At 51.9% G+C, this 16,623-nt stretch carries 15 protein-coding genes; 13 read left to right on the forward strand and 2 right to left on the reverse strand.

Translation table 11 applies throughout. The features are described from left to right. Nucleotides 1-28: 28 nt before the first annotated feature. Nucleotides 29-1,507, reverse strand: coding sequence for a nucleobase:cation symporter-2 family protein (locus tag N909_RS0116015; RefSeq protein WP_211253964.1), 1,479 nt, complete (start codon nucleotides 1,505-1,507; stop codon nucleotides 29-31). 300 nt (nucleotides 1,508-1,807) lie between these two features. Between N909_RS0116015 and yqeC the strand changes: the two genes are divergently transcribed. The 6 genes from yqeC (at nucleotide 1,808) to N909_RS0116045 (ending at nucleotide 8,602) form a co-directional block, all read left to right on the forward strand. Further along, a complete protein-coding gene (yqeC, locus tag N909_RS0116020) occupies nucleotides 1,808-2,527 on the forward strand; it encodes a selenium cofactor biosynthesis protein YqeC (RefSeq protein WP_051689824.1) in 720 nt (239 codons plus the stop codon). Next, nucleotides 2,514-3,098 (forward strand): nucleotidyltransferase family protein, encoded by a 585-nt coding sequence (locus tag N909_RS0116025; protein WP_029916934.1) that lies wholly within the window; start codon nucleotides 2,514-2,516, stop codon nucleotides 3,096-3,098. The genes yqeC and N909_RS0116025 overlap by 14 nt, the downstream gene beginning before the upstream one ends. Before the next feature lie 400 nt (nucleotides 3,099-3,498). After that, the gene (locus tag N909_RS0116030) at nucleotides 3,499-5,748 is read left to right on the forward strand and encodes an inorganic phosphate transporter (RefSeq protein ID WP_029916937.1); all 2,250 of its coding nucleotides are present in this window, start codon (nucleotides 3,499-3,501) and stop codon (nucleotides 5,746-5,748) included. A 315-nt stretch (nucleotides 5,749-6,063) separates the two neighbouring features. Next, complete coding sequence (locus N909_RS0116035) at nucleotides 6,064-7,269, forward strand: Nramp family divalent metal transporter (protein ID WP_051689825.1); 1,206 nt, start codon at nucleotides 6,064-6,066, stop codon at nucleotides 7,267-7,269. Beyond that, the gene (locus N909_RS0116040) at nucleotides 7,269-7,805 is read left to right on the forward strand and encodes a hypothetical protein (protein ID WP_051689826.1); all 537 of its coding nucleotides are present in this window, start codon (nucleotides 7,269-7,271) and stop codon (nucleotides 7,803-7,805) included. Before N909_RS0116035 ends, N909_RS0116040 begins: the two co-directional genes overlap by 1 nt. Before the next feature lie 173 nt (nucleotides 7,806-7,978). Further along, entirely contained in the window at nucleotides 7,979-8,602 is a 624-nt protein-coding gene (locus N909_RS0116045; RefSeq protein ID WP_029916942.1) for a glutathione S-transferase family protein, read from the forward strand. Nucleotides 8,603-8,777: 175 nt separating this feature from the next. Here the strand turns inward: N909_RS0116045 and N909_RS0116050 are convergent, their stop codons facing one another. After that, nucleotides 8,778-9,101, reverse strand: coding sequence for a (2Fe-2S)-binding protein (locus N909_RS0116050; protein ID WP_029916944.1), 324 nt, complete (start codon nucleotides 9,099-9,101; stop codon nucleotides 8,778-8,780). Between the two features lie 530 nt (nucleotides 9,102-9,631). On the opposite strand from N909_RS0116050, the gene N909_RS0116055 reads away from it, so the two are divergent. The 7 genes from N909_RS0116055 to N909_RS0116085 all read left to right on the forward strand — a co-directional run bounded on the left by N909_RS0116055 (nucleotide 9,632) and on the right by N909_RS0116085 (nucleotide 16,511). Beyond that, entirely contained in the window at nucleotides 9,632-10,642 is a 1,011-nt protein-coding gene (locus N909_RS0116055; protein ID WP_029916946.1) for a Bug family tripartite tricarboxylate transporter substrate binding protein, read from the forward strand. 115 nt (nucleotides 10,643-10,757) lie between these two features. Then, the gene (locus N909_RS0116060) at nucleotides 10,758-11,225 is read left to right on the forward strand and encodes a tripartite tricarboxylate transporter TctB family protein (protein ID WP_029916948.1); all 468 of its coding nucleotides are present in this window, start codon (nucleotides 10,758-10,760) and stop codon (nucleotides 11,223-11,225) included. Nucleotides 11,226-11,291: 66 nt separating this feature from the next. Then, nucleotides 11,292-12,785 (forward strand): tripartite tricarboxylate transporter permease, encoded by a 1,494-nt coding sequence (locus N909_RS0116065; protein WP_245613626.1) that lies wholly within the window; start codon nucleotides 11,292-11,294, stop codon nucleotides 12,783-12,785. Between the two features lie 179 nt (nucleotides 12,786-12,964). Next, the gene (locus tag N909_RS0116070; RefSeq protein ID WP_029916953.1) at nucleotides 12,965-13,933 is read left to right on the forward strand and encodes a tripartite tricarboxylate transporter substrate binding protein; all 969 of its coding nucleotides are present in this window, start codon (nucleotides 12,965-12,967) and stop codon (nucleotides 13,931-13,933) included. A 57-nt stretch (nucleotides 13,934-13,990) separates the two neighbouring features. Continuing rightward, nucleotides 13,991-14,551 carry an HD domain-containing protein gene (locus tag N909_RS24790; RefSeq protein ID WP_051689828.1) on the forward strand — a complete coding sequence of 187 codons (561 nt, stop codon included), beginning with the start codon at nucleotides 13,991-13,993 and terminating at the stop codon, nucleotides 14,549-14,551. A 24-nt stretch (nucleotides 14,552-14,575) separates the two neighbouring features. Then, entirely contained in the window at nucleotides 14,576-15,034 is a 459-nt protein-coding gene (locus N909_RS0116080; RefSeq protein ID WP_029916957.1) for a tripartite tricarboxylate transporter TctB family protein, read from the forward strand. Between the two features lie 10 nt (nucleotides 15,035-15,044). Continuing rightward, on the forward strand, nucleotides 15,045-16,511 hold the full coding sequence (locus N909_RS0116085) for a tripartite tricarboxylate transporter permease (RefSeq protein ID WP_155005959.1): 1,467 nt from the start codon (nucleotides 15,045-15,047) through the stop codon (nucleotides 16,509-16,511). Nucleotides 16,512-16,623: the final 112 nt, after the last annotated feature.

Raw genomic sequence — 16,623 nt, forward strand, 5'->3', positions numbered from 1 at the left:
GCCGATTCTTATTCCTGAAGCGGGTTGTTCAATGCGCCTCGGTTTTCTTGGCGGCTTCTACGGCGCCGGCGGTGTCACCATTGGTACCGTTGAAGAACAGGTTCAGCAGAACTGCGACCACCGAGGTGAGCAGGATGCCGGAATCGAGCAGCGGATGCAGGCTGTGGGCAATGTGCTGGGTCCAGCGTGGGGCTACCAGCGGTAGCAGGCCAAAGCCGATGGACAGCGCGACGATGTAGAGGTTGTTGCGGTTGCCGTTGAAATCGACATTGGAGAGGATGCGAATCCCGGTTGCGGCGACCATGCCGAACATGACCATGCCGGCGCCACCGAGGACGAATTGCGGAATGGCTTCGACCAACGCACCCATCTTCGGCAGCAGGCCAAGGACCAGCATGATGCCGCCGCCGGCGACACAGACCCAGCGACTGCGCACGCCGGTTACACCCACCAGGCCGACATTTTGCGAGAAGCTGGTGTAGGGGAAGGTATTGAACACGCCGCCGATGATGGTTCCCAGGCCGTCCGTGCGCAGGCCGGCTGCCAGATCGGCCTGGCCGATCTTTTTGCCGGTGATGTCGGACAGGGCCAGGAACATGCCGGTCGACTCGATCATCACGACGATCATGACAATGGTCATGGTCAGGATCATGACGGGATCAAAATGTGGCATACCAAAGGCAAAGGGGGTGACGATGTCGAACCAGGGCGCTTTGCCGACTTTATCGAAATGCATCAGGCCGAAGCCCGCGGCGACCACACAACCGGCCAGGATCCCCAGCAGCACTGCGATATTGGCGAGGAACCCGCGGGTATATTTCACCAACAGCAAAATGAACACCAGGACTGCAGCCGAGATGGCCATCCGGCTGAGGGAACCGTAAGCCGGGTTGTCAATCATTGGAATTTTGCCCAGGGAGACGGGCGCTGAGGCCGCTGCCGCTGCCGCTGCCGCTTTCGCTTTGTCGACCATCTCCAGCAGTTTGGGAACATCGGTGCGCTGGGCGAGGAAGGCGGGGCCGCCCAGCATCCAGCCGACACCGACCCGCATCAGACTGATGCCGATGATGGCAATGATGCTGCCGGTCACCACCGGAGGGAAGAAGCGCAGCAGTTTACTGACGGCCGGCGCAATCAACACCGAGATGATGCCCGCGCCGATGATCGCCCCGAAGATGGCACGGGCGCCTTCAATCCCGGGCATGACGTTGGCGAAAGCCACCATCGGTCCCACCGCCGCGAAGGTGACCCCCATCATGACCGGCATGCGGATGCCGAACCAGCGCCCGAAACCGAGGGATTGGATGATCGAGACCAGCCCGCAGCAAAACAGGTCGGCGGAAATCAGCATGGCAACGTGTTCGGGGTCGAGCTTGAGCGCGCGGCCTACGATCAGCGGCACGGCAATGGCACCGGCATACATGACCAGCACATGCTGTAGTCCAAGCGCCAGCAGGCGCGGTGCCGGCAGGCGCTCATCCACAGGGTGAACCGAATTCGTCCTCATCGATCGTCTCCTCATTGTGGTTTGAAGTTGGCCGGAGCCTGCTCGCTCGGGGCGCCGGCTTGATGGGCAAATTGATATTTAATATCAATTTATGCAGCAATCATACACAATAGTTTATTGTTGTAATTTTATTTTATGTTGTCAATAAAATTGTATAGCACTGGAGCGAATAAATTACTACATATTATTCCGCCTATTTGTATATTTAATGATGGTTTGACAAATTTGCTCAGCGGGATACATTGAGGATTGACTGTGATGAGTGGCTCGAGCGGTTTTTCTTCCTGAGGTTATGCTTTGATGACGACACCATTTGTGAACGCGTTCAGAATCGCTAAAAAAGATATTGTCTGTTTGAGCGGGGCAGGCGGGAAAACCTCACTGCTGTACCGCTTGGCGCAGGAAGCAAAAGCGTTGGAGTATCGGGTGCTGGTCACGACGACCACGCATCTGCAGATGCCGACCTGCGATCAATACGATGCTCTGGACCTGACCGGCCGGCTTTTTTCTGACCGGGAAAAGCTCGCTCCCGGGATTTATGTCGGTGTGACCGGAGAACCGCAGGCAGCCAAGGTGAGCGGGGTGGCTGAGTATATCCTGGCTGATCGGGCCGAGCGTTTCGACCTGATCCTTATCGAAGCCGATGGCGCGGCGCGAAAACCGTTAAAAGGCTGGAAAACGACAGAGCCGGTTATCCCGGAGTTCACGACGGTCACCATCGGCGTATTGGATATTCAGACCATCGGCAAGACCATTGGCGAAGACTTGGTGCATCGACCGGAGTTGTTCTGCCGCATTACCGGAGCGCACCGCGGTGAGCGGGTCAGTCAAGACCACCTGGGCAGACTGGTGTGTCATCAACAGGGACTCTTTCAATATGCGCAGGGACGGCGTTTTCTGTTTATCAATAAAGCCGAGAACGAAGCTCTGTTGAGCGCGGCCAGAGCCCTGGCCGGTTCAGTGCCGATAGCGACGGTCATCGGCAGTCTTTTCCAGGGGGAAATTTATGCTGCACCTTAATGCGGTGATCATGGCTGCGGGGCTTTCACGCCGCTTTGGTGAAAATAAATTGCTCCTTCCGCTGGGAGGAAAGCCGGTCATGACCCATATTCTGGAACATTTTCCCTTTCCCCTGTTTCACCAGGTTGTCGTCGTTTATGCCCATCAGGAAGTCAAGGAGATCGCCGCCCGCTATCCCGTCATTCTGGCTTACAACAGTTGCCCTGAAGACGGGCAGGGCGGGTCAATCCGACTTGGGCTCGCGGCTTGTGAGGACGCGGACTGCACCATGTTTTTAGTTGCCGATCAGCCGCTGCTCAAGACCGCCACCATCGTCAAGCTGGTTGAAACCTGCCGCGCCGCGCCGGATGCCATTGTCATGCCGCAGGTCAACGGCGCGGCGCGGAATCCGGTTTTTTTCCCCCGATTCTGTTTGCCCCAGCTGAAAAGCCTGCAGGGGGACATCGGCGGTCGCGTCGTGGTGAAAGAACATCCCGAGCGGCTGTTGCCGGTCCCCTTTGCCGATCCGGAAGAATTTATCGATATTGACACCCCGGAGGTGTATGACCGCCTGACCCGTAATTGGGTTTGAGGGCCTGTTACACAGAATGTTCTTTTGCCGATGCTGCTCCTGGAAGCAAGTTCCGGTCTGAAAAAACTCGTGTTTTTAGTACCTAACCTGGCGAACTCAAAGCATTGTTGCCTTCCCCGGTAGAACTGTCTTCCGCCGCCATCCTCTATCCATTTATGAAAATCAGGTTGCCTGGAATTCCGGGACCGGCTGTATTCAGGGGCGCAGATTCGCTTGCTTCCCAGGTAATAATTCCGACTTCTGGAAGAGGGGAAAATCTCGCCTGATTCTTCACCTTTTTTCAGTATTTGCATTTAAAGAGGACATGAGAACCGACCTCTGCTATAAAGTCGTGCGTAGAGTTCCGCTTGCTCACAAAATACACTTTCATTTTTACCTCAGCGGTTATGGAGTAGAAAAAATGGGTCTTGATTTTTTAGTCATTGCCGTCGGCATTCTGATCTTTTTGGCCTCAATGGGCTTGATTGTCGGGGTCAGTAATGATGCCGTCAACTTTCTCAATTCACCAATTGGTGCCAAGGTGGCGTCGCGCAAAGTGATCCTGGGGGTTGCTGCCCTCGGGCTGCTCTGCGGGGTGCTTTTCTCCAGCGGCATGATGGAGGTTGCCCGCAAAGGGATTTTCCACCCCGAAGTGTTCACCATGCCGGAGTTGTTGACCATCTTCCTTGCCGTGATGATCAGTGACATCATCCTGCTTGATCTGTTCAACACCTACGGTTTACCGACCTCGACCACCGTATCCATCGTCTTCGAACTGCTCGGCGCCGCGGTGATTGTCTCGCTCCTCAAAATCGTCGCCGCCGGTGACAGTCTGGCGACCCTCGGCGACTACATCAATACGGCCAAGGCCATCGCCATCATCATGGGCATTCTCTTCTCGGTTGCGGTGGCGTTTATCTGCGGCGCGGTTGTCCAGTTCCTGACCCGGCTGTTGTTCACCTTTGAATATCAGAAGCGGATGAAGCGTTACGGTGCCATCTGGGGCGGCATGTGCCTGGCTTCCATTGCCTACTTCATCCTCATCAAGGGGGCTAAAAGCGCCTCCTTCATGACCAAAGAGAACATTGCCTGGATTATGGACCACGGTCCCCTGATCATGGGGGGGACCCTGGTGGTCGCGGCGATTGTCCTGCAGATCCTGCAGCTGATGAAGGTGAATATCCTCAAACCGATCATTCTTGTCGGCACCTTTGCCCTGGCCCTGGCGTTTGCCGCCAACGACCTGGTCAACTTCATCGGGGTGCCGATGGCCGGACTGCATGCCTACAAGGCGGCCATGGCGACTGCCGACCCTCTGCATTCCACGATGGGTGCATTGGGGCATCAGGTGCCGTCTGAGACCTTCTATCTGCTACTGGCCGGTATCATCATGGTGGCAACACTCTGCCTCTCGCGCAAAGCCCGTAGCGTGACCGAGACCACGATTCAACTCAGTCAACAGGAAGAAGGGGTCGAGCGCTTTGAATCGATTGGCCTGTCCCGCGCCATTGTGCGGCTGGTGCTCGCCTTCTTCGATGCCTTGAGAGTGATGGTTCCAGCTCCGTTGCGGCGCTGGATTGCCGAACGTTTTGATGTCGAGAAGGTTGCGCTGGAACAGAGCAAAGGGGAACGGCCTTCTTTCGACCTGCTGCGGGCCGCGGTCAACCTGATGGTGGCCAGCGCGGTGATCTCCTATGCCACATCCAACAAGCTTCCCCTGTCGACCACTTACGTGACCTTCATGGTTGCCATGGGCACGACCTTCGCCGACCGGGCCTGGGGCCGGGAGAGCGCGGTCTACCGGGTGACCGGGGTGTTGACCGTGGTTGGCGGCTGGTTCATGACCGCCGTTATCGCTTTCACCTTCGCGGGAATTTTTGCCGCGGTCATCTTTTTCGGCAAAGGCTTCGGGGTGCTGTTCCTACTGGCCGCTGCCGGGCTGCTGATCTACAACGGCCATCACAAACACCGGCAGTTTGAAGCCCAGTCGCAGAAGCAGCTGATTTTCAACCTCAAGTCGGTCGCGGATGCCAAGACCGCCATTGGCACCACCTTCGAACACATGAGCCTGCTGTTGCGGGAGTTGGCAGACTCGGTCGACAGGACGCTGGAAGCGACTTTCGAAGGGAGCTTCGACCGGATCGGGGTCGAGCGCAAGAGGCTGCGGCAGTTCCAGCAATGGTCGAACATTATCAGCGCCAATATTTTTAAGGCGATGCGCCTGCTATCCCAAAAGGGGGGACGGGTCGGTCACAAGTATGCCCAGACCGTACGCCGTCTGCAGAAGCTCTCGGATGGCCATCGGGATATCGTCCTGAGGGTCTATACCCACGTTGGCAATCACCACAAGGGGCTGCTCCCGGAGCAGATAGCTGAGCTGCAAATCGTGCGTCAGAAACTGAGGGTCATGCTGTTTGATGCTGCCGAAATCCTCAGTCGTGGCGAGATCGCCAACATCCGTGAGATTGAAGAGCAGGATAAACAGTTACGCCAGCTGGCTGCCGAGCTCAATCTGAAGCAGGCCGAACGCATCACTGCCAATATCTCGAAAACACGGTTGAGCATTCTTTATTATGGCATCATTGGCAACGCCATGATGATCTCCAAGCAAAACCTGGAACTGCTCGAAATTTTCAATGAGTCCTTTTCCGGGCTTGAAGAGTTTAAATAGTTTTCATCCGGAAACGGCCCTTTTTCGTTGTGGCGGTGTCAATCTGCGGGTTTTCTTGCCACAACGAAAAATTGCTCGTTTCCAATCTGAAAACTTAGCCGTTGCCCTGCGGAGTTTCCGGATGGTAACTAAATAACTTAGATGCCCAGGTGGCGGACTATTCAGGGACGCCGACAGGGTTATTGTCCCCTGTCGGTGCAATGAAGAAACCGATCGTACCGGCACAAACTCTCGTTCATTATTCGAGAGTTTGTGCCGATACCAGTTCGCGCGCTTCCGGAATCGTTTTTCCCTGATAACCAGAAATAAGACAAGATGAACAACAAATTCTCTACCTACCTTAAAGAAATGGGACCGGCCTGGATTATCAGTGCTGTGGCCTGTGGTCCGGCAACCCTGGCCAGTGTGTCCATTGCCGGTGCGACCTATGGCTACCGTCTGCTCTGGGTGGTCATTCTCAGCGCTGTTTTTGGGACGACAGTCCAGTATCTGGCCGCCAGAGTCGGTATTTTGGAAGGGCAGGGGATTATCGCCGCAACCGAGCAACGGCTGGGGAAATTCTGGGCCTGGCTGCTCACAATTGACGCTCTTCTGGCGACTTGGCTGGCGGCCATCGTGCTGATGAGTGCCCTGTCAGGCATTACCTCGCTGATTATCGGTATCGACAGTCCGTATTGGGGCATCCTCTATGGCATCACCATCGGGCTGTTTCTGGTGCGCAAAGGGTACCGAAAATTCGAGACGCTGTGCAAGGTCCTGGTGATCCTTGTGGTTCTCTGTTTTATCGTGACCCTGTTTATGGCGGACCTTTCCGTGGTGGGGATCGCCAACGGGGTGCTCCCCAATCTGCCGGGAGGGATCGATGCTGCGTTGATGATGGCTGCGATCATGGGCGGTGCTGTGCATATCACTATTATCGGCATGCATACCTATAACACCAATGCCAGGAACTGGCAGCTCCGTGATCTGCCCCTGGCCCGTTTCGACACCATCTCGTCCATGGGGTTTGCTTTTGGCATCTACAGTGTCGCGATTTTCCTGGTGGCGGCGGCGGTCCTGCATCCCAACGGGATCGCCATCAAAAAAGCGACCGATGCCGCTTTCGCACTGCAACCCCTGCTGGGCGACAATGCCATGCGGATTTTCATGGCAGGCCTCTGGGGTGCAACCCTGTCCACTCTGTCACCGACCTTCATGGCCGGCGCTTATTTTATTTCCGACAAGATGGGCTGGGAACTCAATGTCCGCAATAAGGGGTTTGCTGCAGCGGTTTTTGCTGGCTGTCTGGTCAGCATGCTGGGGCCGTTTATCAAGGGCAGTTTTTTCCTGCTCTTGCCGCTGATGCTGGCCCTGGGGCTGACCGGCACCCCGTTGATCATCGCCATCATTCTTTATCTGTTGAACCGGTCGGAATGCCGGGAGCGAAACTCCTTTTTCCTGAACTGCATGGGCGGACTCACCTTTCTGGTCACCACCTTCCTGGCGGTGCGCTTTTTGCTGACCAAATTCGGCATCCTCTAATGGCAAACGCGGAACTTACCCAATATCTGGGGCGCCAAACCCTTTTGGCCGGCGCTGTCAATTCGGGTAAAACCACCGGCACCACCGCAATTCTCGAACAATTTCTGGCGGCTGGGTACGCCTGGGAGATCGCGGTGCTGGACCTGGCGCCTGACCCGGTGCGGGGTATTGGCGGGAAACTGTCCTTTGTAAAGCCGCCGGGCCTGCTCTATTTAACGGCGCAGATTGCCGCTCCCCGGCTGATGGGCAGGGATGCGGCAGAGATCCAGGAACTGGCCAGCGCCAACGCCCGCAACATCGAAAACCTGTTTGTCGAACTGGAGCGGCAGCCGCGCAACATCCTGTTTCTCAACGATGTCACTCTCTATCTGCAGGCCGGCAGTCTGCAGCGTTTGCTCAGCGTCCTGCAAAACAGTTCGACCAGGATCATCAATGCTTATTACGGCGATTCCTTTGCCGATTCTGACCTGTCCCGGCGGGAAAGACGATTGACCGAAGATCTCATGGCGCACAGCGACACCGTCACCCTGCTGTAATCCGGCCCTTTTGTGCTGTGATCAATGTTCTGCGATGAATCACAATTGCCCTGCCCTGTTTGCCAATAAACTTAACAATACCTGAGGTCGGCAGTTGCCTTTTTGCTGGCAATTAGGAGTAAGATAAGATTTGCAGATGCTCTCGTTAATCTTTTCTGAAAGGATATATCTTCATGTACACGCTTTACACCCTGCCGGGGAGCTGTTCCACCGGAATCGTTGTCTTGCTTGAAAAACTTGGCGTTCCCTATCAACTGATCAAGCGTAACGATGTCGCTGATTACCAGCAGATGGTCCCGACCAATCAGGTCCCGGCCTTGAAGACGGAGAATGGCCGGGTTATCGCCGAAGGGGCGGCTATCGCCCTCTACCTGCTGGAAAAACATGACAATACCATGTTGCCGAAAGAGCTCGAGGCCAGGTCCGAGTTTTATCAGTGGCTGAATTTTGATTACTCAACCCTGCACCCGGCCTACGGCAGGATGTTCGCAATCGCTTATCGGGCCAAACTCAGCGATAAGGACAAAGCGGAAACCCTGCAACTGCTCGCCGATACTGTCTCCAGCCTGTGGGCGATTCTGGATAAGCGTCTTGAAAACAGGAAATTCATCCTGGGTGACCAACCGGCTCATGTCGACTACATGGCCGCGGTTTATTCCAGCTGGAATGCCGGTTTCGCCACGACCAAAATTGAACTGGGGAAAAACGTTAAGCGGTTTATTGCCGATGTCGCGGCTCTGCCGGAATTTAAAGCGGCTTTTGAAAAAGAGCAGATAGCATTCAAAATGCCCGCATAGCAGACTGTTGGAAAAGTAGCCTGGCGAGCCATGGCTGGATTTTTTAAATAGCCTGCTCAACTTCTGAAACACTGACCCCGCTCGCAACCTGTCTGGTTGGACGGGGTCGGTGTTTTTTTGCGTCAAGCCATGCTTGGGCATGCAACGCATCCTGTTGCTGGACGGCCAGCACAGCTCAGCGTTTATTTTCGATCACATTCTCGATAAGGATTTTGCAGCGTCCGCAATCGGTCCCGGCAGCGGTCTGCTCACCGACCGCTGCCACGGTATCGGCATCGCCATTGACCGCATCCAGCACCTCTTGCAGAGAGGTGCCTTTGCAGCCACAGACCAAGGCGAGGATCGCTTCAATATCAGGGATACAGCCACCGCAACCGGTTCCTGCGCCGGTAATCTCCTGGATTTCTTCGACGGTACGGGCATTCTGGTTAACCATGGCCATGCGGATGGTCAGGTAGTCGACGTCATGGCAATGACAGATTGTTTTGTTTTCGGCCATTTTTTTCCTTTCGGGTAGAGATTGTTGAAAAAGTCGTTGTCCGGCCCAGTCGCAGAATGAGCGTTTCAGTGACTGCGATAATGTGGACAATGCCTAATGGCGCTCGTTTAAGAGTTGCTGGCAGCAAAACCGGGACTGTCCCCGCACGGGGGCTGTCCCAGGTCTTTGCGGTGCGAACCGCGACAGTTTCATGGCTCGCAAACTCTTGGGACAGCCCCCGATGACCCTGGGGACAGTCCCGAGTTTACTGCAAAGTTGCTTAAACTAGCGCCATTCTTGTCTGTCCTCGCATCATTTTGATGGATTCTTTTCGTGTCGGTTATGGAGAAAACCTTTCCTTAACCATACTTCCTCATTCTGCCCTATTGGCAACCTGAAAAACTCTTCTCAAAGGGAAACATAGCTCATTAAGTTAAGATAAATTGAATATAAAGTAAAATATAATTGCTTTTAATATAGTAAAGCTGTCTGTATAGTCTTTTAAAACGCTGGTTGATGTAAGCCGATACTCATCTAAAAAGGAGAAGTGAATGAAAACATTATTTAGTGGAAGAGAGAGTCTGCCGGTCAAGATGAAAAAGAGTCTATGTGTTCCTTTGGTGTTGGCATGTGCATTTCTTCTTCCAGGGGTTTCTGCCCAGGCGGCGTTTCCTGATAAGCCGGTCCATGTCATTGTCCATACCTCGCCAGGGGGTGGCGTCGATACCATGGCAAGACTGCTGTTCAAGCATGCCGGTCGTATTTCCGGAGCCGATTTTGTGGTAGAGAACTTCGCTGGTGCCGGTGGCCAGATCGGCTATACCAAAACCATCATGTCGCCAGCAGATGGTTATACCCTCGGCACTATTTCAACTATGAGTATTGTTACTCATGAGTTAACCAGAAAAAATGTTCCGTATACATTTAAAAAGAACTTTCAGCCGGTTGCCCGGGTGACTCTTGATCCCTCTGTCCTGGCTGTTAAAGCTGACAGCCCCTTCAAAACTCTGGACGACGTGATTGCCGCTGCCAAGGAAAATCCCGGGAAACTCAGTTTTGCTGGTACCTTTATGTATAGTACTCATCATATCCAGCATATTCTTTTTAAAAAGCAGACGGGAGCAGATCTGAAATATATCCCCTTTGATGGTGGCGCCAAAGCTATTGCCGCACTACTCGGTGGCCATGTTGATGTTGCCGCTAGCGGTCTTGGTGAGTTTGCCCCACTGATCAAGTCAGGGGAAGTGCGTATCCTGGCATCTGCAGGGGACTCTCAATGGAAAGATCTTCCTGAGATCCCTCTTTACAAAGATCTTGGCTATAAAATCTCGCTTGGTTCCAACCGTGGCATTGCTTTGCCGGCAGGGTGCTCTCCTGAAATCGTAAAGTATTATGACGATTTGTTTGCCAAGGTTACTGCCGATCCTGAGTTTTTAGCAGAGGCTGAAAAGATCGGTATCGCACCGACTATTGCTCACCTTGGGGCAAAGGAATTTACCGACTATCTCAATGACCTGCAGGCAACAATGGAAGAGTCTCTGGCTGGTCAAACCAAGAAATAGTGATCTCTGCTTACCATGAAAAAATGAAATGAATTTGTTTGTTGACGTAGGTCGAATCAATGCCCCGGAACTACCGGGGTATTGATTGGTGCTCAAGTGCAGAAGGCTGAATGACATGGATTTTGTTAAAAAATACATCGTACAGGTGGGGCTTATCGGGATCAGTATCCTGGTTTATATGAGTTCTGAAGAATTATCCGACAGTGCCAGGGCGTTTCCCCGGACCATGGCTATCAGCCTGTTGGTGTTGGTTGTTTTACTGATGATCAGTAATTATATGAAGGAAAAGAAAAACACGGGGACTGGCAACGCCCAAGATGCCAACCCAGGCAGCAGCCTGAACGCGAAAACCATGACGATTCTCGTCGGTTTTATCATTTTTAATGTTCTCTTTGTCTGGTTACTACCAATCATCGGCTTCGAGATAGCAGGATTCCTGTTTATCCTGGGAGGCATGATTATGCTTGGAGGTTCAGCGGCGAAACGTTTTTGGTGGGTCGCGCTGGTGCTTCCTGTTGTATTAGGAGTCGTTTTCCGGACCTTGCTGGATTTGAGACTTCCTTTGTTTCCATTCTTGTCATAGCGAGGTTTTATCATGGAAATTGTCACTGGATTTCTTAATCTGTTAAGTCCGGCAGTTTTTCTGTCCATGTCCGCTGGTGTCGCCTGGGGAATCATCTGTGGCGCTCTGCCTGGCCTGGGGGCGACCATCGGTATCGCCTTGCTGATTCCTTTCACCTTCACCATGTCTCCGGTGGTTGCCCTTCCGATGCTGGCAGGCGTTTACGCTGGAGCGATTTATGGGGGCGGCATTACGGCTATTCTACTAGGTGTGCCAGGAACCTCGGCGGATGCGGCTACCGTTTTTGATGGCCACCCCATGGCACAAAAAGGGATGGCACGGAAGGCTTTACGGACCTCTGTATCTTCCTCTGCCATCGGCGGTATGTTTGCGGCTGTCGTTCTCTTGCTTTTAGCGCCACCTTTGGCCCGTTTGTCCCTGGCTTTTGGCCCGCATGAGTATTTTCTGATAGCGATTTTTGGTCTGACCGTTATTGCTGCTGTTTCCCCGGGATCTATCCTCAAGGGCTTGATTGCTGGTGCCCTGGGTTTGATGTTGGGAACTGTGGGGCTTGATCCGATCATGGGGGAGATGCGGTTCGGGTTTGGTTATGTTGAGTTATTTGATGGCCTGCCACTGATACCGCTGCTACTTGGTTTGTTTGCTTTCCCTCAATGTCTGAAGTTTACCGAAGATCTGGTAACCAAGGGCTTAAGTCAGATAAACATCAATACCGATAATATCGATACCTCGACCCTGACTTTATCTGATATCTGGGGAATGAGACGAACCCTGACCCGGTCGGCTGTTATTGGTACTATTATTGGAATTATTCCGGGAGCCGGAGCGGCAATTGCGGGTTTCGTGAGCTATGCTGCAGAAAAGCGTGCTGCAAAAGATCCAACAAAACTGGGTACTGGTGTGCCTGAGGGGGTCGCTGCTTCTGAAGCCGCCAATAACGGCGTCTGCTCAGGTTCTCTGGTGCCGCTGTTAACCCTGTCCATTCCGGGCAGTCCGACCGCTGCAGTTATTCTCGGTGCGCTGATGATTCATGGCATGGTTCCCGGACCAGAGCTGTTTACCAAGTATGCCGAACCGACCTATACCTTCCTGGCTGCAGGTTTCTTCTGCAATATTGTTATGCTTTTCATGGGCTGGTATGGCAGTAATATTTTTGGCAAGATTGCGAACATCCCAACCATTATTCTGGCTCCAAGTATGCTGGTTATCTGTTTTACCGGTGCCTATGCGGTGCGCCAGCAGTTTTTCGATCTTGGTCTGATGATTCTGATCGGGGTCGTTGCCTGGTTCCTGACCCGTTACGGTTACCCCATGGCTTCGGTTCTGCTCGGTGTTATCCTTGGTCCGATCTCTGAATCCGGATTCCGGCGGGCCATGCTCATAAGTGACGGTGATTATACGACATTCTTTACCCGTCCACTGTCTCTGGTCCTGATCGCTCTAACCTTTTTCTCCCTCTATGCCGGCTGGAAGCTCACTCAGCGCATGGAGGCATTTGCTGCTGATTCCCTTAGTAAAGCAGATGAGCTGGTTAAGAAAGGGAAAGAGGTGTCAGCTTGATTCCTGGTGAACCTCGTTAGCATCACTTCACCGGCATGTCATCCTTCAGTTTACTCTGAGCTACTCAGAGAGGGGTGCCCCCACAGATTAGCTGGGGGCGCTCTTCCTACTCTTTATAACAGGAACAATGCATTAGCGTAATGCATTGTTCCTCATTTCTAATTGAGGAGGTTTTAAGAATGTGTAAGGTTCTCAACAGGTCGTTTTGTGTTTGCTTGACATTAGCCCTCTCTTGTTTTGGGTTAGTGTCTGTTTCCACTGCCGGTTCTTACCCTGAAAAGCCCATTGAGTTTATTGTTGCCTATTCTCCGGGTGGCGGAACGGATGTCGGCGCACGGATTCTCACCAAAGTTGCTACCAAGTATATTCCCCAACCTCTTTCAGTCCTGAATAAGCCCGGTGCAGGTGGTGAAATCGGTTTTACTGAGTTAGCCAAGGCCAAACCGGACGGCTATCGGATTGGTTTTATCAATCAGCCGTCGACGATTTTGTTGCCCCTGTCACGTAAAACCGGTTACCAGGGGTCCGATTTTAAATATATTATCAATGTCGCCCTTGACCCAGGGCTCTTAGCTGTTCCTAGCGAAAGCCCGATCAAATCGATTGAAGATTTTATTGCCGATGCCAAAGCCCATCCTGGATATGTGACAGTTGCCAATGCCGGGGTCGGTTCCGATGCCCATATTTCCATTGTCGATTTATCTAATAAGGCCGGAATTGACATCAGCCCAGTACCGTTTAAAGGTGCCGCCGGGGCTCGGACTGCCGCTTTAGGCGGTCATGTTGATGCCGTGGTTATGAAGGTAGGAGAAGCAAAGACCTATGTGAACTCCGGTCAGGTCAGAGTGCTGGCGGTCATGTCTGAAGAGCGGGTTAAGGATTTCCCTGACGTTCCAACGTTTAAAGAAAAGGGGATCGATCTGCAGATGGCTGCCTGTCGTGCCGTTGCTGGTCCCAAGGATTTGCCTGATGACATCGTGAACTATCTGCATGACAAGCTCAAGCAGACTCTTGAAGATCCTGAGTTTATTGAATTGATGGGTAAAACAGGGATTGCGATTCACTACATGAGTCCGTCTGAATTGGAAGCCTACAGTAATTCCCTTATCGATAAATATTCTGCTTTGTGGAAACAGCTTAACCTGTGAGTTGCTTTACAGCCCCTGGGAGAGCGCCTCTCCCCGGGGGCTTTTTAGGAGTTTTTTATGTCTGATAGCACCGCCCAGAAAACAATTTTCGACATTTTCCCGGAAATCCGTCGCATTCAGGATGAGGACCTTAAGCAGGTTGTCGTCAGTGCTTGGAATGAATACCTGGAGCAATATGGATATGATGCGATCATGGCGTTACCCTTCAGTGGTTTCGCTGCGGATGTCACATTGGTTGAGCATGTTGGTTGTGTTGCTGAAATTGCCATGAGCATGGCCGATGTGTTCGCGGCGCGAATGAATTCAAAAGTGAATAAGGACTTGCTGCTGGCCGCGGTTTTACTGCATGACCTTGGCAAGGCCTACGAATATGAATTTGTTGACGGCGCATGGCGTAAGACTGATATCGGCAAAAAGTTCATGCATGGCTTCTGGGGAACTTACCGTTCTCTTAACAACGGGGCATCGGTTGATCTGGCTCACCTGATTTCAACCCATACTCCCATATCTCCTGTGCATGCCCAACTGATTGAAGGGGTGATTCTTCATTATGCCGACTTGGCTCATGCAGACATGATCTGTATGGAACGAGGGATTGAACTTTATTTGTCAAAATGATGTATCTGGTTATTTGGAGGTCATGTGGCTGGTCTGGTTTATGACTGTATTTTTTCGGTATTGCTTTTTTCTCTTGGTATCTATGTCGCTATTTCATCAAGTGATTTTATCAATAAAAAAAGTCATTACGTTGAAATTGTCTACTGGTGTTTACTGTTTATCGCCGTGGTGAATCTGATTCTTGCTATTCACAAGCTCGTCAAACAGAAATATGACAAAAACAGCAAGTTTACCTTTTCAAAAAAATTAACGGCTTTTTCCATTATCACAATTCTATTTACCATGTCGGTTAATTATTTTGGGTTTTATATTCCGGCGGTTATCTTTGTTTTTATCTGTTCGAGCCTGATCAGAAATAACAATAAAATTATCGCTTTTGTCGTTAGCATTTTGATAGTGACGCTGCTCAATGTCATTTTCAGTCATTTCTTGAATATTGAATTTCCCAAAGGGATTTTCGCAGATTTAACGCTTTTCAGGTGAGGGTGCGCGCGTGGAATATTTAATGGTTTTTATGGATATTCAACTGTGGCTGGCCATGATCCTGGCTATGGCTGCAGGGATTGTTATCGGGGCTTTGCCCGGTCTGACTCCGGCGGTCGGTGTTGGTCTGCTGGTGCCGGTCACCTTTGGCATGAGTCCGGTAACTGGACTTGTTATTCTGGGGAGTATTTATGTTGGTGCGGTATATGGTGGCGCAATCACCGCTATTCTGCTTAACATTCCCGGAGAACCGGGGAATATCGTCACTACTTTTGATGGGTACCCCATGGCAAGGGGCGGTGATCCGGCAAGGGCCTTGGGCTTAGCTGGAATTTCATCGACCATTGGTGGGATTTTCAGTGTCCTGGTACTCATCTTGCTGGCCCCTCCGTTAGCAAAAGTTGCGCTTAGGTTTGGACCCGGTGAGTATTTTTGCGTCGCAATTTTCGGTTTGACGGTTATCGTCAGTTTTTCCAGCGGAGCGATGATCAAAGGCATCGTTTCTGCTGTATTGGGACTTGCTATTGGCTTGATTGGCCAGGACCCGATCATGGGGTATCCCCGGTTTGCTTTTATTCCTGAACTTATCGGCGGGGTGGATCTCATCCCCTGTGTTATCGGTCTGTTCTGTTTCTCCGAAGGATTGACCCTGGTCCTTGAAAAGCAGATGTCGCTGGCCGATGGCGGTATCAGCAAGCTCAGTTATGCCAGTGCGTTCAGAGATATTTTGTCAAATAAGTTCAATTTGTTCAGATCATCCGTTATCGGAACCATAATCGGGATAATTCCTGGTGCCGGGTTGGCCATGGGAGCGCTTATTTCCTACAATGAAGCACGACGCTTCTCCAAGAATAAGCAACTGTACGGTAAAGGCAGCCCCGAAGGGTTGATCGCCTCAGAAGCCTCCAATAACGCTGTTGTCGGTGGTTCCCTGGTGCCTCTGATTACCCTCGGTGTTCCGGGGAATGCGGTCAGTGCAATTTTTCTTGGCGGGATTATTATTCAAGGGCTGCCCATTGGCCCGGAACTGTTTACCAAACATTCCCTGGTTATCTATCCATTTTTGATTGGGTTGGTTATCGCACATTTTATCTTGCTGGCACTCAGTTTGCTTGGTGTTCGTTACTTTGCCAAAACCTTGCAACTACCGATGAAGTTCATTGCGCCGACAGTTTGTCTGCTGAGTGTTATCGGCTCCTATTCAGTAAATAATAATTTTACCGATGTCTTTATCATGATGGCCTTCGGGTTTCTTGGTTTCTTCATGAAAAAGAACGGTTACTCCGGTGTGTCCCTGATTCTGGGCCTGATCCTCGGCCCTATGGCAGAAAACAGCCTGCAGCAGGCGTTGATTATTTCACGCGGTAGTTTTTCTTTTATTTTGAGCCCGATCTGTTTGTTTATACTGGCCCTCAGTGTCGGTTCTCTGCTGATGTCTCTGTATTTTGACCGGAATAATCCGTGCAACGAGGATTAAGAAAAGTTGGACTGTTTGTGTTCACTTTTTGAGCATAAATGAGTGTCTGAACGTTACGTAAACGGTAGCTGGAAATAACTATATCCGGGGATGGTAATATCCTTGTGTCACT

The sequence above is a fragment of the Pelobacter seleniigenes DSM 18267 genome (genome assembly GCF_000711225.1).
Lineage (GTDB): Bacteria > Desulfobacterota > Desulfuromonadia > Desulfuromonadales > Geopsychrobacteraceae > Seleniibacterium > Seleniibacterium seleniigenes.